At 65.3% G+C, this 20995-nt stretch carries 20 protein-coding genes; 8 read left to right on the top strand and 12 right to left on the bottom strand.

The features are described 5' to 3' along the window. Nucleotides 1–120: 120 nt before the first annotated feature. Together AUL31_RS10185 and AUL31_RS10180 are read left to right on the top strand one after the other, a co-directional pair. Complete coding sequence (locus tag AUL31_RS10185; RefSeq protein ID WP_060605528.1) at nt 121–624, top strand: MarR family winged helix-turn-helix transcriptional regulator; 504 nt, start codon at nt 121–123, stop codon at nt 622–624. Between the two features lie 5 nt (nt 625–629). Beyond that, a complete protein-coding gene (locus tag AUL31_RS10180; protein ID WP_060605525.1) occupies nt 630–1832 on the top strand; it encodes a multidrug effflux MFS transporter in 1203 nt (400 codons plus the stop codon). Here AUL31_RS10180 and AUL31_RS10175 read toward each other — a convergent pair. Then, nucleotides 1807–2814 carry an LLM class flavin-dependent oxidoreductase gene (locus tag AUL31_RS10175; protein WP_060605523.1) on the bottom strand — a complete coding sequence of 336 codons (1008 nt, stop codon included), beginning with the start codon at nt 2812–2814 and terminating at the stop codon, nt 1807–1809. The two genes, AUL31_RS10180 and AUL31_RS10175, sit on opposite strands and share 26 nt — an antisense overlap. Before the next feature lie 166 nt (nt 2815–2980). On the opposite strand from AUL31_RS10175, the gene AUL31_RS10170 reads away from it, so the two are divergent. Beyond that, nucleotides 2981–4696 (top strand): L-lactate permease, encoded by a 1716-nt coding sequence (locus tag AUL31_RS10170; protein ID WP_060605520.1) that lies wholly within the window; start codon nt 2981–2983, stop codon nt 4694–4696. A 62-nt stretch (nt 4697–4758) separates the two neighbouring features. Here AUL31_RS10170 and AUL31_RS10165 read toward each other — a convergent pair whose 3' ends face one another. Next, nucleotides 4759–5976, bottom strand: a complete 1218-nt coding sequence (locus AUL31_RS10165; protein WP_060605515.1) for an argininosuccinate synthase — start codon at nt 5974–5976, stop codon at nt 4759–4761. Nucleotides 5977–6110: 134 nt separating this feature from the next. Here AUL31_RS10165 and AUL31_RS10160 point away from each other — a divergent pair, with 134 nt between their 5' ends. Continuing rightward, nucleotides 6111–6749: a LysE family translocator gene (locus AUL31_RS10160; protein WP_060606051.1), complete on the top strand. Its 639-nt coding sequence runs from the start codon at nt 6111–6113 to the stop codon at nt 6747–6749. Nucleotides 6750–6753: 4 nt separating this feature from the next. Here AUL31_RS10160 and AUL31_RS10155 read toward each other — a convergent pair whose 3' ends face one another. From AUL31_RS10155 to AUL31_RS10125, 7 genes are all read right to left on the bottom strand, one after another. After that, nucleotides 6754–7416: a glutathione S-transferase gene (locus tag AUL31_RS10155; protein WP_060605510.1), complete on the bottom strand. Its 663-nt coding sequence runs from the start codon at nt 7414–7416 to the stop codon at nt 6754–6756. A 43-nt stretch (nt 7417–7459) separates the two neighbouring features. After that, nucleotides 7460–7894: a hypothetical protein gene (locus AUL31_RS10150; RefSeq protein WP_060605508.1), complete on the bottom strand. Its 435-nt coding sequence runs from the start codon at nt 7892–7894 to the stop codon at nt 7460–7462. Between the two features lie 6 nt (nt 7895–7900). Beyond that, nucleotides 7901–9106, bottom strand: a complete 1206-nt coding sequence (gene rlmN / locus AUL31_RS10145; protein ID WP_060605506.1) for a 23S rRNA (adenine(2503)-C(2))-methyltransferase RlmN — start codon at nt 9104–9106, stop codon at nt 7901–7903. Nucleotides 9107–9263: 157 nt separating this feature from the next. Continuing rightward, nucleotides 9264–9767, bottom strand: a complete 504-nt coding sequence (locus tag AUL31_RS10140; RefSeq protein ID WP_060606048.1) for an invasion associated locus B family protein — start codon at nt 9765–9767, stop codon at nt 9264–9266. Nucleotides 9768–9963: 196 nt separating this feature from the next. Further along, on the bottom strand, nt 9964–10359 hold the full coding sequence (locus AUL31_RS10135) for a YkvA family protein (RefSeq protein WP_060606043.1): 396 nt from the start codon (nt 10357–10359) through the stop codon (nt 9964–9966). 80 nt (nt 10360–10439) lie between these two features. Beyond that, nucleotides 10440–11018 carry an RNA 2',3'-cyclic phosphodiesterase gene (thpR, locus tag AUL31_RS10130; protein WP_060605503.1) on the bottom strand — a complete coding sequence of 193 codons (579 nt, stop codon included), beginning with the start codon at nt 11016–11018 and terminating at the stop codon, nt 10440–10442. 87 nt (nt 11019–11105) lie between these two features. After that, on the bottom strand, nt 11106–11768 hold the full coding sequence (locus AUL31_RS10125; RefSeq protein WP_060605500.1) for an arylesterase: 663 nt from the start codon (nt 11766–11768) through the stop codon (nt 11106–11108). A gap of 88 nt (nt 11769–11856) precedes the next feature. Between AUL31_RS10125 and AUL31_RS10120 the strand changes: the two genes are divergently transcribed. The 4 genes from AUL31_RS10120 (at nt 11857) to AUL31_RS10105 (ending at nt 16805) form a co-directional block, all read left to right on the top strand. Next, entirely contained in the window at nt 11857–12543 is a 687-nt protein-coding gene (locus tag AUL31_RS10120; protein ID WP_409359960.1) for an ABC transporter ATP-binding protein, read from the top strand. Next, nucleotides 12540–15128 carry an ABC transporter permease gene (locus tag AUL31_RS10115; protein ID WP_082646894.1) on the top strand — a complete coding sequence of 863 codons (2589 nt, stop codon included), beginning with the start codon at nt 12540–12542 and terminating at the stop codon, nt 15126–15128. Before AUL31_RS10120 ends, AUL31_RS10115 begins: the two co-directional genes overlap by 4 nt. A 207-nt stretch (nt 15129–15335) precedes the next feature. After that, nucleotides 15336–16115 (top strand): Bax inhibitor-1/YccA family protein, encoded by a 780-nt coding sequence (locus AUL31_RS10110; protein WP_060605494.1) that lies wholly within the window; start codon nt 15336–15338, stop codon nt 16113–16115. A 135-nt stretch (nt 16116–16250) separates the two neighbouring features. Then, nucleotides 16251–16805 (top strand): GNAT family N-acetyltransferase, encoded by a 555-nt coding sequence (locus tag AUL31_RS10105; protein WP_060605491.1) that lies wholly within the window; start codon nt 16251–16253, stop codon nt 16803–16805. 6 nt (nt 16806–16811) lie between these two features. Here AUL31_RS10105 and AUL31_RS10100 read toward each other — a convergent pair whose 3' ends face one another. From AUL31_RS10100 to acnA, 3 genes are all read right to left on the bottom strand, one after another. Then, entirely contained in the window at nt 16812–17180 is a 369-nt protein-coding gene (locus AUL31_RS10100; RefSeq protein WP_060605488.1) for a DUF2794 domain-containing protein, read from the bottom strand. 88 nt (nt 17181–17268) lie between these two features. Then, nucleotides 17269–18063, bottom strand: a complete 795-nt coding sequence (locus tag AUL31_RS10095; protein WP_060605484.1) for a DUF1223 domain-containing protein — start codon at nt 18061–18063, stop codon at nt 17269–17271. A gap of 130 nt (nt 18064–18193) precedes the next feature. Then, nucleotides 18194–20950, bottom strand: a complete 2757-nt coding sequence (acnA, locus tag AUL31_RS10090) for an aconitate hydratase AcnA (RefSeq protein ID WP_060605481.1) — start codon at nt 20948–20950, stop codon at nt 18194–18196. Nucleotides 20951–20995 lie beyond the last annotated feature (45 nt).

Genomic DNA, 20995 nt, shown 5'->3' with positions numbered 1-20995 from the left:
GTTCCTGCACAGGCTGCATTTGCGCTATCAGTTAGGGATGGCCATGGATAGTGGAAAGACCTGCCGGCGATCGGCCGGTGGTTCGACGGGCCGGTCGGGCAAACACAGGAAAGGTCGCTCGTGACTCATTTTACCTCCGGCAACACCCTAGCCTTCCTTCTATCGGATGGTGCGCGGCTTTATCGGCAGGCGTTCGAACGCACCATCGCCGAAAGCGGCAGCGGGCTGACGCCGGGGGAAGTGCGCACGTTGGGCCACGCGCTGCGGTATTGCGGGTCCAGGCAGGCGGTGCTGGCGGAGCGGATGGGCATAGAGCCGATGACGCTGTCGGCCTATCTCGACAGGCTGGAGGCGCGCGGCCTGATCCGCCGCGAGGTCGACCGCACCGACCGGCGCGCCAAGATCATCCATCCGACGGATGAGGCGGCCCGGCTGATGGAGCAACTGAGCCCGCTGTTTCAGAGGGTGTACGACGAAGCGACCCGCGATATCGACGAAGAAACCATGCGCGCCTGCGTCAAGGCGCTGATCGGCATTCGCTCGAACCTGACGAGCGACCCGGATCTGCTGGGCAGCCTCGACCTGTCGAAACCGGAAGACCTGACCGGACGCCCGGACGCCTGACCAGCATGAAAGGCCGCATGTCCGAGGCGCGGACGAGTGTCATCGGCGCGCTTCTGGTAGCCATCGGCCCCATTTCCATGGCGCTCTATACGCCCGCCATGCCGGAGCTGGTGCGCGCCTTCGGCACCGACCCGGCCCTGGTGAAGCTGTCCCTGACGCTGTATTTCGCCGGCTTCGCCGTCACCCAGCTTGTCTGCGGGCCGCTGTCCGATGCGCTGGGGCGCCGCCGGACAACCGTCATCTTCATGATCCTCTATATCGCCGGAGCGCTCGTCGCCGTACTGGCGCCCACCATCGGATGGTTGCTTGCGGCGCGTCTGCTGCAGGGGGTGGGGGCATCCGTCGGGGTTGCGACGGCGCGTGCCATCGTGCGCGACCAGTTCACCGGCGAGGCGTCTTCGCGCATCATGAGCACCATCGGCATGATCCTGGCGCTGGGCCCCGCCATCGCGCCCACCATCGGCGGCTTTACCCTGGCGCTGGCGGGCTGGCACGCCATCTTCGTGGTCATGCTGTTCTTCGGCATTGCCGTCATCGGCATCGTGCTCGGCGCCATGCGCGAGACGACAACGCCCAACCCCGCCATGCTGCAGCCCCGCGCCATCCTGTCTGCCTATGGCGAGCTGATAAGCAGCCGCACCTTCCTGTGCTGCTGCCTCGTCCTCGGCGGATCTGTCGGGGCGCTCTACACCTGGGCGACGATCCTGCCCTTCGTGCTGATCGACCATGCGGGGTTGACGCCGCAGCAGTTCGGTATCGGCATGCTGGCCCAATCCGGAATGTTCTTCCTCGGCTCGTCGCTGACGCGGCTGTCGATGCGCTGGATGCCGGCGGAGCGGCTCGTTGCGCCCGGTCTCTTCGCCATCGGCCTCGGCGGGTTGCTGCTGCTGCTGGTCCTGTCGCTGCGCGCGCCGGGTTACATCGAGGTGATGATACCCATCGGCCTCTATGCCTTCGGCATCGGCTTCGTGATGCCCGCCATGACGACGGCGGCGCTGGCCCCGTTTCCGGGGATCGCCGGCTCCGCCGCCGCCATGATGGGCTTCATGCAGATGGGCGCAGGGCTGCTCGGCGGCCTGATCGCGGCCGCCATACCCGACCCTGTCCTGGCCGTGCGCACCATCATCCCGGCCTTCGCCTGCGTGGCCATCGCCGCCTATCTTGCCCTGCGCAGTCCCTCGGCTACGCCGCCTGCCGTTCGGCGTTGAGCGCCTGCATCGCCTTCGCGCCGATGCGGAACGATTCCAGCCGTGCGGCCTCGTCGTGGATCTGGCCGTTCAACATGATCTCGTCCGGCTGGTAGCGCGCGATCAGCCCGGCCAACTGATCCCGCACCGATTGCGGGCTGCCCGTGGCGGAGATGCGCAGCGCCTCGTCCACCATGGCGCGGGCGGGCGGCTCCAGCGCGGCGTCGATATCGTCGATGGGCCGCGGCAGCTTGCCGGGCTTGCCGGTGCGTAGCTGGGCAAATGCAAGCTGCATGGATGTCTTCAGTTTCCTGCCCTCGGCATCTGTCGCTGCGGCAAACAGATTGGCGGCCAGCATGAAATAGGGCTTGTCCAGGAAGGCAGAGGGGCGGAAGGTCTGGCGATAGACTTCCGCCGCATCGTCCAGCGCGGCCGGCGCGAAATGCGATGCGAAGGCATAGGGTAGGCCCAGATGCGCCGCCAGTTGCGCGCCGAACAGGCTGGACCCGAGGATCCATACCGGAACATGAGTCCCGGCGCCTGGAATGGCGCGCAGCTTCTGCCCCTCGTCCGCGTCGTCCAGATAGTGCAGCAGTTCCACCACATCCTGCGGGAAGTTGTCGGAGGACTCCAGATTGCGCCGCAGGGCGCGTGCCGTCAGCATGTCGGTGCCGGGCGCCCGCCCGAGCCCCAGGTCGATGCGGCCCGGATACAACTCGGCCAGCGTGCCGAACTGCTCGGCGATCACCAGGGGCGCATGGTTCGGCAGCATGATCCCGCCCGAACCGACGCGGATCGTCTTCGTATGGGCCGCGACATGGCCGATAACCACCGCAGTCGCCGCGCTGGCGATGCCGGGCATGTTGTGGTGCTCGGCCAGCCAGAACCGATGGTAGCCATGGGCTTCCGCATGCTGCGCCAGGCGGGCCGAGCGCCCCAGCGCCTGCGCAACGGTTGAGCCCTCCGGCACGGGCGCCAGATCCAGCATCGAGTAGACAGTCATCGCTTCAACCTTGGATTTATCTTTCCCGATATGTGGGCATGCCGGCCGCCGGTTTGAAGCGGGGTCGCGAACGGGATGACATGTCGGTCACGGCCCGTTGACTAAAACGTCATTCCATTCCACCAAATTGTGGCGGTGGTTTTTGCCGCAACCTTGGGGAGGGGACATGATCTGGGATCAGAACTACGATCCGTTCGGCAGCCTGCCGATTTCTTTCATACTGGCGGCCATACCGGTCGTCGTGATGCTCGTCGGGCTCGGCGTCTTTCATCTGCGCGCCCATATCGCGGCAGGGTGCGGCCTGATCGCCGCCCTGGCCATTTCGATACTGGCATTCGGCATGCCGGCCGAGAAGGCCGCGCTGGCCGCCGGCTTCGGCGCCGCCTACGGCCTGATGCCCATCGGCTGGATTGTCCTCAACATCATCTTCCTCCACCGCCTGACGGTCGAGAACGGGTCGTCGGTGGTGCTGCAGAATTCCATCGCCAGTGTCAGCGATGACCGGCGGCTGCAGCTCTTGCTGATCGCATTCTCGTTCGGCGCCTTCTTCGAGGGCGCGGCCGGCTTCGGCACACCGGTCGCCGTTACCGCCGCGCTGCTGATCGGCCTCGGCTTTTCGCCGCTTGCGGCCTCGGGCCTATCGCTGATCGCCAATACCGCCCCGGTGGCTTTCGGCGCACTCGGGACGCCCGTGATCGCCTTGTCGGCCGTCACCGGGCTCGATCTCCTGGAGCTGTCGGCCATGATTGGGCGGCAGCTTCCCTTCTTTTCGCTGCTCGTTCCGTTCTGGCTCATCTGGGCCTTTGCCGGCTGGCGCGGCATGATGGAGATCTGGCCCGCCATCCTGGTCTGCGGCGTTTCCTTCGCCGTACCGCAATATCTCGTTTCCAATTTCCATGGCCCCTGGCTGGTCGATATCGTGGCGGCCATCTGCTCCATGGTTGCGCTGGTGCTGTTTTTGCGGGTCTGGAAGCCGAAGCGCATCTGGACGTCGACGGCGCTTCTCGGCCATGCCAAGGCCGAGGAAGATGCACGCGTCGCGGCCGGCATCGGCCCGGAAGCGGCCATCGACACGACGAAAAGCTACGACCGCCCGGCCGTCCTGCGCGCCTGGATGCCCTGGGCCGTCCTGACCGTCTTCGTTTTTCTGTGGGGCATCCCGTCGGTCAAGGCCGCCCTCGATGGCATGCATATCGTGAAGGTGCCGTTCGAGGGCCTGCACAATACCATCCAGAAGGTTCCGCCGGTCGTGGCGGCCCCGGTGATCGAGCCGGCAATCTTCAACCTCAATTATCTGTCGATGACGGGAACGGGCATTCTACTTGCTGCCATCGTCGGCGGCTTCGCGATGGGCTTCTCACCGGCGCGGCTGGTGGGCATCTATTTCCAGACGATCTGGCGCGTGCGCTTTTCGCTTCTGACCATCGCCATCATGCTCGCGCTCGGATACCTGACCCGCTATTCGGGCCTCGACGCCACGATGGGCCTGGCCTTCGCGCATACGGGCGTCTTCTATCCGCTGTTCGGCACCATGCTCGGCTGGCTGGGCGTGGCGCTGACAGGGTCCGACACGGCATCCAACGTGCTGTTCGGCGGGCTGCAGCGCATCACGGCGGAGCAGCTTGGCCTCAACCCCGTCCTGATGGCCTCGGCCAATTCGTCGGGCGGCGTCATGGGCAAGATGATCGATGCCCAGTCCATCGTCGTCGCGTCGACCGCTACCGGCTGGAAGAACGGCGAAGGGCCCATCCTGCGCTACGTCTTCATGCACTCGATCGTGCTGGCCGTGCTTGTGGGGCTTCTGGTGACGTTGCAGGCCTATGTGCCGCCGTTCACCGCGCTGGTGCCGGACGTTATCATCGAGGCGGCGCCGGCTCACTGACCGGCCGTGCTGTCGATGGGCCCGGCTGGCGCCGGGCCCATCGCATAAGGGGCTTATGCCGTTCAGCGGTCGCGCTTGGCCAGGGTGCGCAGGCGCAGGGCGTTGAGGCGGATGAAGCCGGCGGCGTCCTTCTGGTCGTAGGCGCCGTGATCGTCCTCGAAGGTGACGAGCGCGTCGGAATAGAGCGATTTGTCGCTTTCCCGGCCGATGACGATGACGTTGCCCTTGTACAGCTTCAGCGTCACGGTGCCCTCGACATGCTCCTGGCTCTTGTCGATCAGCGCCTGCAGCATCTCGCGCTCGGGCGAGAACCAGAAGCCGTTATAGATCAGCTCCGCATAGCGGGGCATCAACTCGTCCTTCAGGTGCGCCGCTCCGCGGTCCAGCGTCAGGCTTTCGATGGCCCGATGCGCCGCGATGAGAATGGTGCCGCCCGGCGTCTCGTAGATGCCGCGCGACTTCATGCCGACGAAGCGGTTTTCCACGAGATCCAGACGGCCGATTCCGTTGTCGCGGCCAAGATCGTTGAGAGCGGCAAGAATTTCATGCGGCGGCAGCGCCTTGCCGTCGATCGACACGGCATCGCCGCGCTTGAAACCGATCTTGACGACGGTGGGCGTGTCGGGCGCCTCTTCCGGGCTCACCGTCCGCTGGAAGACATAGGCCGGCGGCTCTTCGTTCGGGTCTTCCAGCACCTTGCCCTCGGACGAGGAGTGCAGAAGATTCGCATCCACCGAGAAGGGCGCTTCACCGCGCTTGTCCTTCGGCACGGGGATCTGGTGCTTTTCGGCAAAGTCGATGAGTTGCGTGCGGGACTTCAATTCCCATTCGCGCCACGGCGCGATCACCTTGATATCCGGGTTCAAGGCGTAGGCCGACAGCTCGAAGCGGACCTGGTCGTTGCCCTTGCCGGTGGCGCCGTGGGCGATGGCGTCGGCGCCGGTTTCCTCCGCGATCTCCACCAGCCGCTTGGAAATCAGCGGGCGGGCGATGGAGGTTCCCAAAAGGTAGGTGCCTTCATACAGGGCGTTGGCGCGAAACATCGGAAAGACGAAGTCGCGGACGAATTCCTCTCGCACGTCCTCGATGCGGATATCCTTGATACCCATCAGCTCGGCCTTCTTGCGGGCCGGTTCCAGTTCCTCGCCCTGGCCGAGATCCGCGGTGAAGGTGACGACCTCCGCACCGTATTCCGTCTGCAGCCATTTCAGGATGATGGAGGTGTCGAGACCGCCGGAATAGGCGAGAACGACTTTCTTGACATCGCGATGCGCGGCCATGCTGCTCACTTTCCTTGTGTCGTCGCAGATCATGGCCATGCGCTCTACAGGAGATGCGGGCCGGAGGAAAGCCGTGGAGTGCGGGCGATGAAGGGTCTACAAGGGCGCCGTCACAGCCGATGGACCACGCCGTCATGACCTTCATTCCCGATGCAACCGCGCTTGCCAGCTTTGCCGTCGCCTCTTTCGTGCTGGCCGTTACGCCCGGCCCGGACATGGTCCTGTTCCTGTCGCGCACCATCGCACAGGGGCGCAAGGCCGGCTTCGCCTGCATGTTCGGCGCCCTCACCGGAATCATGATCCATACGGCCCTTGTGGCGCTGGGCCTTGCGGCCCTGCTGGCGGCCTCGCCCAAGGCGTTTGCCGTGCTGAAGCTGGCGGGCGTCGCCTATCTGATCTTCCTGGCGGTACAGGCCGTGCGCAACGGATCGGCTCCGGCCATCGCATCGGGCAGATCGACCTATCTGGGCTTCAGCCGCAACTGGCGTGCCGGCCTTGCGGTCAACCTTCTCAACCCGAAGGTCATCCTGTTCTTCCTGACATTCCTGCCGCAGTTCGTCGCTGCCAGCGATCCGCACGCCGCCGCGAAGCTGGCCTTTCTCGGCCTCATGTTCGTTGCCATCGGACTGTGCGTCTGCATCGGCGTCATCCTGATGGCCGACCGCGTGGCGCTGCTGCTGCGCCGCAGCCCCAAGGCGTCCCGTGCGCTCGATTGGCTCTTTGCCTCGGTGTTCTCGGCATTCGCCGTCAAGCTCATGCTGGCGCGCGCCTGAAGCCTTACTCGGCGAAGGCGTAGGGACCGCCCTTGTCCAGCGCCGCGCGATAGGCGGGGCGGGCGTGGATCCGCGACAGGAAGCCCGTCAGGTTGCCGTAGCCGGACAGGTCGGCGCGCGAGGCGGATGCCTCCACCGGAAAGCTCATCATGATATCGGCGGCGCTGAGATCCGGCCCGGCAAACCAGCCCGTATCGGCAAGGGACTTTTCCCAGTAGGCGAGGTTTCTTTCGATCTGCGGCGTCACGAAGCCCTCGTCCGTCGCCTGCATCGCCTTGCCCACCACCGGCCGCACCAGGGCCGGCGTCTTCTTCGTCACCGTCGCCAGAACGAGTTTCAGAAGCAGCGGCGGCATGGCCGTTCCTTCCGCATGGTGCAGGAAATGCTGGTAGCGCCAGTAATCGGGGCTGCCTTGCGCCGGAATCATGCGCCCGCGTGCGTGCGTTTCCAGGATGTAGGTGACGATGGCGCCCGTCTCCGCCAGCGTGAAGGCCCCCTCCGTCAGGATGGGCGACTTGCCTAGCGGGTGCAACTGGCGCAGCTCCGCAGGCGCCTGCATGTCCGCGCCGCGCTGGTAATGGCGGATTTCGTAGGGGAGCTCGAGCTCCTCCAGAAGCCACAGGACCCGCTGCGAGCGGGAATTGTTCAGGTGATGGATTGTCAACATGACGATGAAGATCGGGCGCGTCGCCCGATCGGCAAGAGGCAGGTCAATCGACGGGTGGGCTGGCCCTGCGTCGCCAGAGTCCGGCCGCCCGTCCGGCGATGATCCAGTAGATCATGCCGAACGCCAGGCCTGCCAGAAAGATGGCCGTCTGGATGGAGATGGGCGGCATTGCCCCCTCATAGGCCAGGCGCAGGGCGACGAAGCCGGATGCGAGCCCGATTGCGGCATGCAGCAGAAGCGAGCGCCACCCCATGATCTCGGTGACCAGCATGAAGATGGCCCAGGGCAGCAGTGCCGCGGAGCCCACCTGGGCGGCCTGCGCCGTGAAGACGAAGAACATCTCGACCATGCGGAAGGGATCGTCGCCGATGGTCGCCGGAACCTCGATGAACGGCCAGAGAAGCGCGAAGGCCGCGCCGTAGCAGGCGAAGACGAAGCCGAGCGGAATGACGAACAGGAAGCGTAGCACCGCCCGCATGGATCGTCAGCCGGCCACCGCCGCTGCCAAGGCTAGCCTGTCGGCTTTCTTCATCCGCTCCGACTCCGATTTGAGCTGGCCGCAGGCGGCGAAGATATCCCGGCCACGCGGTGTGCGGATGGGAGAGGCATAGCCCGCATCGTTGACGAGATCGGCGAACCGCTCGATCTGGTCCCAGTCGGAGCACTCGTAGTCCGTGCCCGGCCAGGGATTGAACGGTATCAGATTGATCTTGGCCGGAATGCCCCGCAGAAGGCGCACGAGTTCGCGCGCATCGGCAAGGCTGTCGTTGACGCCCTTCAACATCACGTACTCGAAGGTGATGCGCCGTGCATTGGACAGGCCGGGATAGGCCCGGCAGGCGGCCAGCAGTTCGTCCAGCGGGTACTTCTTGTTGATCGGCACAAGGACATCGCGCAGATCGTCGCGCACGGCATGAAGCGAGATGGCCAGCATCACGCCCATCTCTTCACCGGTCCGCCCGATCATCGGAACGACGCCGGAGGTGGACAGGGTGATGCGGCGCCTGGACAGCGCCAGGCCGTCACCGTCGGACGCGACGGCCAGCGCCTGCTTGACGTTGTCGAAATTGTAGAGCGGTTCGCCCATGCCCATCATCACGATGTTCGACACGAGCCGCCCATCGGACGGTACGATGGCGCCCATCGGCGTGTCGGCTTCCGGCAGGTCGCCCAACCGCTCTCGCGCGGTCAGGATCTGCCCGACGATCTCGCCCTCGGTCAGGTTGCGCACGAGGCGCTGCGTGCCCGTATGGCAGAAGGTGCAGGTGAGGGTGCAGCCGACCTGGGACGATACGCACAGCGTGCCGCGCCCCTCTTCGGGGATATAGACGGTTTCGATCTCGACAGGGCGTCCTGCGCCGCGCGCCGGAAAGCGGAACAGCCATTTGCGGGTGCCGTCGACGGAAATCTGCTCTTCCACGATTTCCGGACGGGCGATCTCGAAATTGTCGGCCAGCGCCGTGCGCAGATCCTTCGAGATGTTGGCCATGGCGGAAAAATCGTCGACGCCGCGGACATAGAGCCAATGCCAGAGCTGGCCTGCCCGCATGCGGAGCTGCTTTTCCGGCACGCCGATGCCGCGCAGGCGCTCGGCCAGGCTGTCGCGCGACAGGCCCAGCAGGGACTGGCGTTCGGGCGCTTTTTCCGGTGTCGGACGATTGTGCCCGGCCAGGTCGATGCTCACGCTCATGGGCTCGCTTTCGGGCGTCGGCCTGTGGCCAGCCACGCCTTCATCGGTCTCTAGTGTCTAACGAATGGACACTCACATGCGCGTTTTGGCACAATTTCGCAAGAAGGAGCGCAAAATTCCTTTGCGCTCCAACGGGTTTGCCGTCCGCCGACTGCCGTCAGCGGCAGTTGCCGATGGAGTTGATCGCGGCGGTGATGCCGGACAGCGAATAGCTGTACTTGGTGCTGGTTCCGCGGGCCGAGGTCGCGTCCACCGACATGGAGCGGCCATTGCGCATTGCCGCCACGAGCTGCGGCTCCTCGGACGGGTTCTCGACCCAGGCCGACTCGCCCCGCGTGAACAGGGTGAACTTGCGCGCATCGACCGTCACGGTGACCTTGGAGCCTTCGCGCATGGGATAGCCCATGACGACCTGCGGCTCGTACGCGGTGGCCTGGCCCGGCTTCTGGGAGACGAGGAAGAAGATGTCGCCATGGTTGACGCTGGCCGGCTCCTTCGTCTTCGGCGTCGACAGGACGTAGCACACCTTGTTGCCGCCGGCCGTGTAGGAATAGGTGCCCCAGTCGTTGAACTGCTCCAGGCGGTTCGGAGTCTGGGCAACGGCGGCGGTGGAAAGGACGACAAGGGCGCTGGCTGCCGTCAAGACTTTCTTCAAGGACATGGTTCCCCGCATGATCAATTTCGATTGGCTCGCGCCGAGGCGCGACTCCGCGTCGTAACGCGATCTGCCCGGAAATTAATTCCAAGAGCCTTTCCGGACCGTAAACATCGGTTCGGCGGCCATTGGAATCTCCGGGGCATCGGGACGCACGAAACCGAAGAAAGCGGCGAGACCGTGTCCAGATCATGGCCTCGCATCAAGGTGTTCTGGCGTCGGCCTTGTCCGCCTCGCTGTCCAGCAGTGCGCGGGCGCGGTCGTAATGCTCGGGCTGGATGTTGGCGCGCACAGCCGTGATCGCGGCCATCAGCACCGCGGCGTCGTCGGTGAAGCCGATCAAGGGCATCAGGTCGGGCACCAGATCGGCCGGCATGACGAAGTAGGCCAAAGCCGCCAGGAGGATGCCGCGCGAGGCAAGCGGCGTATTCGGGTCGATCGCGCAGTAATAGGAGGCGGCAAGATCCCGGGTGAAGGGGATCGCGCCTGCGGCACGGCGCACGGTCGACAGAAACGAGCGCATCACGCGCCGCTTCTGCCGCGCCTGTTGCCCGGCATCGGCCGGACGCAGGATTTCTGCGATCTTCTGCCGGTTCAGCGGCAGGGCGGGAAGGCTCGGTCGTTTCATGAGACGTTAGATAGGAAGTGCCGGGCGCCGACCAAGAGCCGATGCCCCTATCATGCCGGAACGGCAATATGCTCCGGCGTACGGCGCGAGACCGATTCCCTCAGCGTGAAGGCCTCTTCCAGGAGATAGGGGCCGCCACCGACGGAATCACGCGACGAGTAGAGCACGAAGCGACCCACATGGAAGGATGGCGAGCGGAAATTGCCGCGTCCGGACAGGTAATGCGCGACGTCCTCGCCCTTCGGATGGCGCAGCCGCGCAAGTGTCACATGCGGTACGAATTTCTGTGGGTTCGGCGCGATGCCGGCCCGCCGGCATGCCCTGTCGACGTCGGCCTGCAGCGCCTCGAGCCCGGGCGAGGGGACAGCCCCGGCGTAGATGGAGTGCGGCTTCTTGGACCCGAAGGCGCCGACCCCGCGCAAGGTCAGCTCGAAGCCTGGCCGAGCGACGCGGTCGAGTTCGGCGACCACCTCGTCGGCGGTGTGGCAATCGACGTCGCCGATGAAGCGCAGGGTCAGATGGTAGTTTTCGGTATCGATCCAGCGGGCGGACGGCAGCCCGCCCCGCAGGAAGGATAGACATAGCGCCGCATCCCGCGGGATCTCGATGGCAGTGAACAGTCGCGGCATGAAGTGGTTCCTTCTGCTTCGAGCATGTCTCGCACTATCGGGAGGGAATCACTCAATCGGTTTCACCGCAAGCACCGCACTGCGATATCATGGGGAAATCCTGCGATGCTCTTCCACCAGCGGTTCGACGCTCGGCAAAATACGCCGCACGATTTCGGCTATGCCTTCGCCGGTCGGGTGCATGTAGTCGGCCTGGTTCAGCCGCGTGACGCCCGCCACCCCATCCAGAAAGAACGGATAGAACGGCACATCGTACTGCCGCGCGATATCCGGAAAGATCGGGTTGAAGGCGCTGGCGAACTCTTCGCCCATGTTCGGCGGCGCCAGCATGCCGGTCAGCAGCACGCTCGTATCGGCACGCGCCTTCAGGCGCTCGACGATGTCCGAAAGGTTCGCCCGGGTGATGTCCGGCTGGATGCCGCGCAACGCGTCATTGGCCCCCAGCTCCACGATGACGATGTCGGCGCTGTCCGGCACCGACCAATCCAGCCGGGCGAGGCCGCCGGTGGTGGTGTCGCCCGATACGCCGGCATTGGCCACCCGCACGTCGTATCCCTTTTCCCGCAAGGCCGCCTCGAGCTGGTCCGGAAATGCCTCGCCCGGGCCCACGCCGTAGCCCGCCGAAAGACTGTCGCCGAAGGCGACGATCTCCACCGGGCCCGGCTCCTGCGCCTTCGCAGTCGCGAAAAAGTGAGCGGGCAGCAGCAAAAGGGCGGCCAGCACGGGGATCAGGAAGTGTTTTTGCCGCATTCGATGCCCATATCCCGTTTTCGAGGCGCCTTGCTGGCGTTATCCCCCATGGTCCGCAGGCATATAGGATGACGGCGTCTTGGCTGAAATGGCGATCCGGTTACGAAATGTTCAACTGACCTTGGGCGCCGGCGGCAGCGCCGTCCATGTACTCAAGGGAATGGAGCTGACGGTCGGGCGGGGCGAATCGCTTGGCGTCGTTGGCCCTTCGGGCTCCGGTAAATCGACGCTTCTGATGGTCCTGGCCGGGCTGGAGCGCGCCGATTCGGGCCTTGTCGAAGTGGCCGGCCAGTCGCTCGAAGGCCTTTCCGAAGACAGGCTGGCAGCTTTTCGCGGACGCAATATCGGCATCGTCTTCCAGTCGTTTCACCTCATTCCCAACATGACGGCCATCGAAAACGTCGCCGTACCGCTGGAGCTGGCGGGCGCGGCGGATGCCTTCACCCGGGCGGCGCAGGAACTGGAGGCTGTCGGCCTCGGCCATCGCCTCGATCATTATCCGGGGGCGCTTTCGGGCGGCGAGCAACAGCGCGTGGCGCTGGCCCGGGCCCTTGCGCCGGAGCCGGCCATCCTGATCGCCGACGAGCCGACCGGCAATCTGGACGCGGAAACCGGCCGCCTCGTGGCGGACCTTCTGTTCTCCGAAGTCAGGCGACGACACATGACGATGGTTCTCGTCACGCATGATGCCGCGCTGGCAGCGCGCTGTGCCCGGCAGGTCTCGGTCCGCGACGGGCGCATCCAGGCCACGGAAATGCCGGTAGAAGCGGCATGAGCGCGCTGGCCGGCAACGAAGCGGCAGGGGCCGTCCGTCCACCGGCGCGCCCGGCGGGAAATCTTCGGCTGGCGCTGCGCTTCGCCCTGCGGGAAATGCGCGGTGGCCTGTCGGGCTTCATCATCTTTCTGGCCTGCCTGACGCTGGGCGTCGCCTCCATCGCCGCCGTCAATTCCGTTTCCCGCATGATGACCGAGGCCATCGAGCGCGAGGGCCGCATCATCCTCGGCGGCGATATCCGTTTCAGCCTGCCGCAGCGCCAGGCAAATGAAGAAGAGCGGGCCTACCTGGAAGCGACCGGGCCGGTGGGCGAAAGTGCGCAACTGCGGTCCATGGCGCGGCTGGCCGATGGCAGCGACCAGACCATCAGCGAGGTCAAGGCAGTCGATGGCGCCTATCCCCTCTACGGCGCGGTCGAGACCGATTCCGATGCTTCGCTTGCCGAGCTTCTGGCCGACCGGGACGGCATCGCCGGCGCGGTGGCTGCACCCGAGCTGTTCACGCGGCTGGACGTGGCTCCGGGAGCGCGCATACGCGTCGGGTCGCAGGAATTCGAGCTGCGCGCCCGCCTTGTGACGGAGCCGGATCAGCTCTCGGACGGCTTCGTCTTCGCACCGCGTCTGATGATCGGCCTCGATGCCCTGCAGCGCACCGGCCTCGTGCAGCCCGGCAGCCTCGTGGAGTACGACTACAAGGTCAGGCTTCCCGAAAACCTCAACGCCGCACAGGTGACGGAGCAGGCCGAGGCGCAGTTTCCGGAAGCGGGATGGAGCATTCGGCCCTACGACCGTGCCGCACCCGCCCTGCAGCGCAATATCGAGCGTTTCTCGCAATTCCTGACGCTGGTGGGGCTAACGGCCCTGATCGTCGGTGGTGTCGGCATTGCCAACGCCGTCAACGCCTATCTGGACTCCAAGCGCACCGTCATTGCCACGTTCAAGAGCCTCGGCGGCGGCGGCAATTTCGTCGTATCCATCTACCTCATCCAGGTCATGGCCCTGGCCAGTATCGGCGTCGGTCTCGGCCTTGTCCTGGGCGCGATCGCTCCCTTCGTCGCCGCCGGCTTCCTGGAGGCGGCCATTCCGGTCGAGACGCGGCCGGAAGTCTATCCGGTGGCGCTTCTGGTTGCGGCGGCGTTCGGCTACATGACGGCCCTTGCCTTCGCTCTCCTGCCGCTTGGCCGCACGCGCGACGTCGGCGCTGCCGCCCTGTTCCGCGATAGCGGCGCCGGTGGCGGGCTGCGGATGCACTGGCCGTTTCTGGCCGGGGCGGTGGGCCTTGCCCTGCTGGTTTCCGCCATCGCGCTGTTCATGGCCGACGACAGGCGGATCGCCGGCGTCTTTTTGGCATCCACGGCCGTCGCCTTCGTCATCCTGCGCGTGGTGGCGCTGGCGATCCAGTGGCTGGCCCGCGCCGCACCGCGCGTACGCTCGACCGCGCTGCGGCTTGCCATCGGCAACATCCATCGCCCGGGGGCGCTGACATCCTCGGTGGTGCTGTCCCTGGGGCTCGGGTTGACGCTGCTGGTCACGCTGGCAACCATCGACAATAATCTGCGCAACGAAATCAGCACCAATTTGGCCGAACGCGCCCCCAATTTCTTCTTCTTCGATATCCAGTCGGCCGATGCGGACCGTTTCGGCGATGCGGTGCTGGCGTTGGCGCCCGGAAGCGAGCTGGAATCCGTGCCGATGCTGCGCGGGCGCATCGTGGAGTTGAACGGCACCAATGTCCGGGACATGGTCGTGCCGGCGGAGGGCGCCTGGGTGCTGCGCGGCGACAGGGGCCTGACCTATTCCACGCAGATGCCGCCAGCCTCCACCCTGACGCAGGGCGAGTGGTGGCCGGCCGACTATGCCGGTGAAAACCTCGTGTCCTTCGCGGCCGAGGAGGCCGGGCAACTGGGCCTGACGATCGGCGATACGGTCACCGTCAACGTGCTCGGCCGCAACGTCACCGCACGCATTGCCAATCTGCGCCGTGTCGAGTGGCAAAGCCTGTCGATCAATTTCGTCATGGTCTTCTCGCCCAATACGTTTGCCGGTGCACCGCACACCGCACTGGCGACATTGCGCATGGGCGAAGATACGCCCGAGGCCGAGCAGGCGGTGCTGCGCGGGCTGGGTGACGATTTCCCGGCGGTGACCGCAGTGCGCGTGCGCGACGCCCTGGATGCCGTCAACCAGATCATCGCGCAACTTGCCCTCGCCATCCGTGCGGCTGCGGCGGTGGCGCTGGTGGCCTCGATCTTCGTGCTGGCCGGGGCGCTGGCCGCCGGCAATCGCGGCAGGGTGCACGACGCCGTCGTGCTGAAGACGCTGGGCGCGACGCGCGCAACGCTCATCCGCGCCTATGTCACGGAGTATCTGCTGCTGGGTGTCGGCACGGCGGTCTTCGCCATCGGGGCCGGCGCGCTCGCCTCGTCCTTCGTGGTCTCCACCATCATGCAGTTGCCTTACCGTTTCGACTGGGGCGTGGGACTTGCAACGCTTCTGGTCTCGCTTCTCCTGACGATCGGTCTTGGCCTTGCGGGCACATGGCGGGTGCTGGGACGCAAGGCCGCCCCCGTGTTGCGGACGCTGTAGGACCGGCGAAAGCCCTAGATAACGTAAATTTAATCGCCCGGAGGGGCCCGGCAGCCCGTCTGCAACCTTGGATACCCTTGTATAGAGAAGCAAGGTTCCGCATATTTCACGCAGGACTGCTGGGGGTTCCGCCAGCGGCGCCTCGGTGTGCGAACGCGTTTCGCGCCCGACACCGGACGGAACACGCAGAAAGGAATTAGGAAACCCATGGCTGATTATCGGAATTACGGGGCACGCGTTCCCGCTGCCGGTAGCCGCGCCGATGCCACGATCGACCCGGGCCTGCGCGCCTACATGCTCAAGGTTTACAACCTTATGGCGATGGGTCTGGCGATCACGGGTGTGGCGGCCTACGGCCTGTTCATGATGGCCACCAGCGGCGCGCCCGTCGAGGGCGGCGCGCAGGTGCGCCCCGATCTCTGGCTGACGCCGCTCGGCGTCGCCGTCTTCACCTCGCCGCTGCGCTGGGTGCTGATGCTGGCACCGCTGGCGCTGGTCTTCTTCCTGTCGTTCCGTGTCCACCGCATGTCGGTTGGCGCGGCGCAGGCGACCTTCTGGGCTTATGCGGCGCTTGTCGGCCTGTCGCTGTCGACGATCTTCCTCGTCTTCACGCAGGAGTCGATCGTCCAGGTCTTCTTCATCACGGCGGCGACTTTCGGTGCGCTTTCGTTGTGGGGCTACACCACCAAGCGTGACATCTCCGGCTGGGGCTCCTTCCTGTTCATGGGCCTCATCGGCGTGGTCATCGCCATGGTCGTCAACATCTTCCTTGCCTCGTCGGCACTCGGCTTCGCCGTGTCGGTGATCGGCGTGCTGGTGTTCGCGGGTCTGACGGCCTACGACACGCAGCGCATCAAGGAGATGTACTACGAGGGTGACGACGTGCTGGCCGGTGGCCGCAAGGCCGTCATGGGCGCGCTCAGCCTGTACCTCAACTTCATCAACATGTTCATGATGCTGCTGCAGCTTTTCGGCAACCGCGAATAACGCAGCGCGCATCACGGCTCGATCGAGGGGCGGCCCGCAAGGGCCGCCCTTTTTCGTGCCGAGGCAAGGGATGCAGATTGAAAGGCCGGTGCGCGCGGGCGTAGAAGCGTGGCGACACCGATGGGGATTCGATCGATGAGCGCCTTTACCCTCCGCGACGCCGGCCCGGCCGACATACCGGCCATCACCGCGATCTACCGCCATGCGGTTCTGCACGGCACGGCGACTTTCGAGGTGACGCCGCCGGACGAGGCGGAGATGGCCACACGGATGCAGACGCTCCTGACACAGGGCTATCCATACATCGTCGCGGTTTCGGCGGCCGGAGAGGTCGTCGCCTATGCCTATGCCGGCCCATTCCGGACGCGCCCGGCCTATCGCTGGTCGGTGGAAGACTCCATCTACATAGACCCCGGCCACCACGGCAAAGGCATCGGGCGCGCCTTGCTGACCCGTCTTCTGGAACTGTGCACCGAAAAGGGCTTCCGCCAGATGATCGCCGTGATCGGCGGTTCGGACCATGCACCGTCCATCCGCCTGCACGAGCGGGCCGGCTTCGCCATGATCGGCGTGTTCGAAGGGTCCGGCTTCAAGTTCGGTCGCTGGATCGATACCGTCTTCATGCAGATGCGCCTTGGCGATGGCCGGCATTCCCTGCCCGACGAGCACCGCTATCCCGGCACGATGTAGCGCCTTTCAGCCCTTCGATGCCTTGTCGAAGACGCGCAGCACGTTGGACAGTTCGTGCCCCCGCTTCAGCACCGTGCCGCCTGCGCCGATGACGCTGTAGGCGCCCTGGCGACGCGCCAGGCGCGGGTCTTTTTCGACGCGGAACAAAGGCATCTCGCTGGTGCGGCGGAAGATCGAGAAGACGGCCCGGTCCTTGAGGGTGTCGATGGCATAGTCGCGCCATTCGCCCGCAGCGACCATGCGGCCGTAGATACGCAGGATCTCGGAAAGCTCACGCCGGTCGAAGGAAACCACTGGAAGCGTGCTGGCGGGCCGGGCCATCGGAAATGTCAGAAGGTCCGCGGAGTGCCGTGACGTCTGATCGTCCAAAATCATCCCCTGTCGAGGGGCCATCGCAAAACCCTGCGACCGGCCCGAAGGGTGATCGTCTCACCAAAAGACGCACGATGCAAACCGGCAATCGTCAGTTGTCGTCAAACTCCAGTTGCGCGGCCGCCAAGATGCGGCCCGGCGTACCGGAGGCGTCGACGGCCTGCAGCAGGACAGCGGCGCCGATGGCCCCGCGTGCGCCCTCCTGCAGCATGGAAACGGGGATATCGATTTCCAGCGGCTTCGTGGCCGAGACCGTCCCTACCACTTTGAAGTCGGATACGGCATGCCGGTTCACGATATGGTGGCCGCTGTTCTCGCCCTTCAGGACCGGCGTCTCGATCCGGTCCTGATAGGTCACGAGAACCAGGATCGGTGGATGCTCCGCAACGGGGCTGAGCAGTTTCGCGCGGACCTGGAGTGTCTCGTCGACGACGTCCATCGCGACCCGCGCGAGCGCGTCCGGCCCCGTAGCGAAGGGCGACTCGTCCAACGCCTGGGAGATTTCCTTGTGGTGCGAGCCGATGAAGTCGCCCGTGCCGTTGACGACGATCTGCGGCGTATAGACCGAGCTCGTGCGGAACGCCTTGGCATAGGAGCGCTGGCGTTCGGTGTTCTGCCGCGTCGCTAGCTGGTCCTTCCAGCCGATATAGTCCCAGTAGTCGACATTGTAGGACAGGGCGACGATCCCGCTTTCGTCGGACAGCCGCGCCAGGACATCGTCGGCCGGCGGGCAGGAGGCGCAGCCCTGGCTGGTGAACAACTCGACCACCCCGCGAAAATCGTCGGAGGACGCGCTTTGCGCCAGGGCCGGGCCCGTACCCAGCGTTCCCGCAAGGCCGGCAGCCGCCAGTAGCGTCCGTAAGGAGGGCCGAAATGTCGTCTTCATGCGCGAAACCTACTGGTGGGCGGCGACACCCACCAGTCAAATCGGGGTGAAACGCCCTGACCCTCGCATAACAAGAAAAGGGGCAGCCGCAAGGCCGCCCCTTCGCGTTCCTGTCGATGGGCCGTCTGGGTCAGGCGGCGAGCTGGCGCAGCACGTAGTGCAGGATGCCGCCGTTGCGGAAATACTCCAGCTCGTCCAGCGTATCGATACGGCAGAGAAGCTTGACCACCTCTTTGGACCCGTCGGCACGTTCGATGGTGGCGTCCATGATCTGGCGCGGCTTGACGTCGGCAAGACCGGTGATCGTCACCTTCTCGTCGCCCCTCAGACCGAGCGTCTGCCAGCTCTCGCCCTCATTGGCGAAGACGAACGGTACGACGCCCATGCCAACAAGGTTCGACCGGTGGATACGCTCGAAGCTCTGCGCGATCACGGCGCGGACGCCCAGCAGGACGGTGCCCTTTGCCGCCCAGTCGCGAGAGGAGCCGGTGCCGTATTCCTTGTTGGCGAAGATCACCAGCGGCACGCCTTCGTCCTTGTAGCGCATCGCCGCCGTGTAGATCGGCAGGTCTTCGCCCGAGGGGTAGTGCTTGGTGATGCCGCCCTCGATGCCCGGCACCATCTGGTTCTTGATGCGGATGTTGGCGAAGGTGCCCCGCATCATGATCTGGTGGTTGCCGCGCCTCGCGCCATAGGAGTTGAAGTCCACCGGGCGCACCTGATAGCTGACCAGATATTCGCCCGCCGGGCCGCTGGCCTTGATGGAGCCGGCCGGCGAGATGTGGTCGGTGGTGATCGAATCCAGGAACAGGCCCAGGATGCGGGCACCCTGGATATCTTCCACCGGCTTCGGCGTCATGCTCATGCCGTCGAAGTAAGGCGGGTTCTGCACATAGGTCGAGCGGTCGTCCCAGTCGTAGGTGAGCCCGCCCGAGACGTTGATCTTCTGCCAATGCTCGTCGCCTGCGAAGACGTCCGAATAGCGCGTCTCGAACAGGTCGCGCGTGACGGTCTTGCGGACGATTTCGGCGATCTCCTGCGTCGTCGGCCAGATGTCCCTCAGGAAGACGTCTTTGCCGTCGGCATCCTGGCCGAGCGGGTCGTTCGTCAGGTCGACGAAGAGCGAGCCGGCAATCGCATAGGCCACCACCAGCGGCGGCGAGGCCAGGTAGTTGGCCCGCACGTCCGGATTGACCCGGCCCTCGAAGTTGCGGTTGCCCGAAAGCACCGAACAGGCGACGAGGTCATGCTTGTTGATGGCGTCGGAGATGTTTTCCGGCAGCGGGCCGGAATTGCCGATGCAGGTGGTGCAGCCATAGCCGACGAGGTTGAAGCCGAGCGCGTCGAGATCCTTCTGCAGGTCGGCCTTTTCGAGGTACTCGGTCACGACCTGGCTGCCGGGGGCGAGCGAGGTCTTGACCCACGGCTTCACCTTCAGGCCCTTCGCATGCGCCTTGCGGGCCAGAAGGCCGGCCGCGACGAGAACGTTGGGGTTGGAGGTGTTGGTGCAGGAGGTGATCGCGGCGATCACGACGTCGCCGTCGGAGATGCCGTGATCGGTGCCGGCAACGGGGTGGCGCACGGTCTGCGGCGTCTGGCCGGCCTGGCCGGCGCCCTCGTCCATGTAGCGGGCATCGCCCACCGATTCGGGCTTGTCGCTTTTCTTGCGGCCGCCATGGATTTCGGTCAGCGCGATGTCGAACTTGCGTGCGGCGTCGGTCAGCGCAACGCGGTCCTGCGGGCGCTTGGGCCCGGCAAGCGATGGTACGACGGTGCTAAGATCCAGTTCGAGCGTATCGGTAAAGACGGGCTCGCCCTCGGACAGGCCATGGAACATGCCCTGCGCCTTGGCATAGGCTTCCACCAGCGCGATGCGGTGCTTGTCGCGGCCGGTCGCCTCCAGATAGGCGACGGTGTCCTTGTCGATCGGGAAGAAGCCGCAGGTCGCACCGTATTCCGGCGCCATGTTGGCGATGGTGGCCTGGTCTTCCAGCGTCAGGTTGGCAAGGCCGGGTCCGAAGAACTCGACGAACTTGCCGACGACGCCCTTCTTGCGCAGCATCTCGGTGACGGTCAGCACCAGATCGGTCGCCGTGGTGCCTTCGGGCAGCTTGCCCGTCAGGCGGAAGCCGATGACTTCGGGAATCAGCATGGAGATCGGCTGTCCCAGCATCACGGCCTCGGCCTCGATGCCGCCGACGCCCCAGCCGAGGACGGCAAGGCCGTTGACCATCGTGGTGTGCGAATCGGTGCCGACGAGCGTGTCCGGATAGGCGACGGTTTCGCCGTCCTCTTCACGAGTCCAGACTGTCTGCGACAGGTATTCGAGGTTCACCTGGTGGCAGATGCCCGTGCCGGGAGGCACGACGCGGAAATTGCGGAACGCCTTGGAGCCCCAGCGCAGGAAGGTGTAGCGCTCGCCGTTGCGGTCGTACTCGACCGTCACGTTCTTTTCGAAGGCGTCCTTGCTGCCGAAGAAATCCACCATGACCGAGTGGTCGATGACGAGATCCACTGGGACCAGGGGGTTGATCTTGTTGGCGTCGGCACCGAGCTTCTCGGTGGCGTCGCGCATGGCCGCCAGATCGACGACGGCCGGAACGCCGGTAAAGTCCTGCATCAGCACGCGGGCCGGGCGGTAGGCGATTTCATGGCCGGCCTTGCCGCGGTCGTCCAGCCAGTTCACGATGGCGCGGACGTCGTCTGCCTTGACGGTACGCCCGTCTTCGTTGCGCAGCAGGTTTTCCAGCAGAACCTTCATGGAGAAGGGCAGTCGCGACGCCCCCTCCAGGCCGTTCTTTTCGGCTTCCTTGAGGTCGTAGTAGACATAGTCCTTGCCGTCGACAGTCAGTGTACGGCGGCTTTTGAATGTATCGGGATGGGACACGGGCTCTCGTTCCTTCTCGAACCAAAGTGATGTCCGAAAGGCGAA

The organism is Aureimonas altamirensis (assembly GCF_001463885.1).
Taxonomy (GTDB): domain Bacteria; phylum Pseudomonadota; class Alphaproteobacteria; order Rhizobiales; family Rhizobiaceae; genus Aureimonas; species Aureimonas altamirensis.
The sequence above is the reverse complement of the archived record's forward strand: the minus strand, read 5'-3'. Positions and strand labels throughout refer to the sequence as shown.

Coding starts and splice junctions, on each gene's coding strand:
- AUL31_RS10180 (WP_060605525.1), top strand. CDS start 630: ATGAAAGGCCGCATGTCCGAGGCGCGGACGAGTGTCATCGGCGCGCTT.
- AUL31_RS10175 (WP_060605523.1), bottom strand. CDS start 2,814: ATGACTGTCTACTCGATGCTGGATCTGGCGCCCGTGCCGGAGGGCTCA.
- AUL31_RS10170 (WP_060605520.1), top strand. CDS start 2,981: ATGATCTGGGATCAGAACTACGATCCGTTCGGCAGCCTGCCGATTTCT.
- AUL31_RS10165 (WP_060605515.1), bottom strand. CDS start 5,976: ATGGCCGCGCATCGCGATGTCAAGAAAGTCGTTCTCGCCTATTCCGGC.
- AUL31_RS10160 (WP_060606051.1), top strand. CDS start 6,111: ATGACCTTCATTCCCGATGCAACCGCGCTTGCCAGCTTTGCCGTCGCC.
- AUL31_RS10155 (WP_060605510.1), bottom strand. CDS start 7,416: ATGTTGACAATCCATCACCTGAACAATTCCCGCTCGCAGCGGGTCCTG.
- AUL31_RS10150 (WP_060605508.1), bottom strand. CDS start 7,894: ATGCGGGCGGTGCTACGCTTCCTGTTCGTCATTCCGCTCGGCTTCGTC.
- rlmN (WP_060605506.1), bottom strand. CDS start 9,106: ATGAGCGTGAGCATCGACCTGGCCGGGCACAATCGTCCGACACCGGAA.
- AUL31_RS10140 (WP_060606048.1), bottom strand. CDS start 9,767: ATGTCCTTGAAGAAAGTCTTGACGGCAGCCAGCGCCCTTGTCGTCCTT.
- thpR (WP_060605503.1), bottom strand. CDS start 11,018: ATGCCGCGACTGTTCACTGCCATCGAGATCCCGCGGGATGCGGCGCTA.
- AUL31_RS10125 (WP_060605500.1), bottom strand. CDS start 11,768: ATGCGGCAAAAACACTTCCTGATCCCCGTGCTGGCCGCCCTTTTGCTG.
- AUL31_RS10120 (WP_409359960.1), top strand. CDS start 11,857: ATGGCGATCCGGTTACGAAATGTTCAACTGACCTTGGGCGCCGGCGGC.
- AUL31_RS10115 (WP_082646894.1), top strand. CDS start 12,540: ATGAGCGCGCTGGCCGGCAACGAAGCGGCAGGGGCCGTCCGTCCACCG.
- AUL31_RS10110 (WP_060605494.1), top strand. CDS start 15,336: ATGGCTGATTATCGGAATTACGGGGCACGCGTTCCCGCTGCCGGTAGC.
- AUL31_RS10105 (WP_060605491.1), top strand. CDS start 16,251: ATGAGCGCCTTTACCCTCCGCGACGCCGGCCCGGCCGACATACCGGCC.
- AUL31_RS10100 (WP_060605488.1), bottom strand. CDS start 17,180: ATGATTTTGGACGATCAGACGTCACGGCACTCCGCGGACCTTCTGACA.
- AUL31_RS10095 (WP_060605484.1), bottom strand. CDS start 18,063: ATGAAGACGACATTTCGGCCCTCCTTACGGACGCTACTGGCGGCTGCC.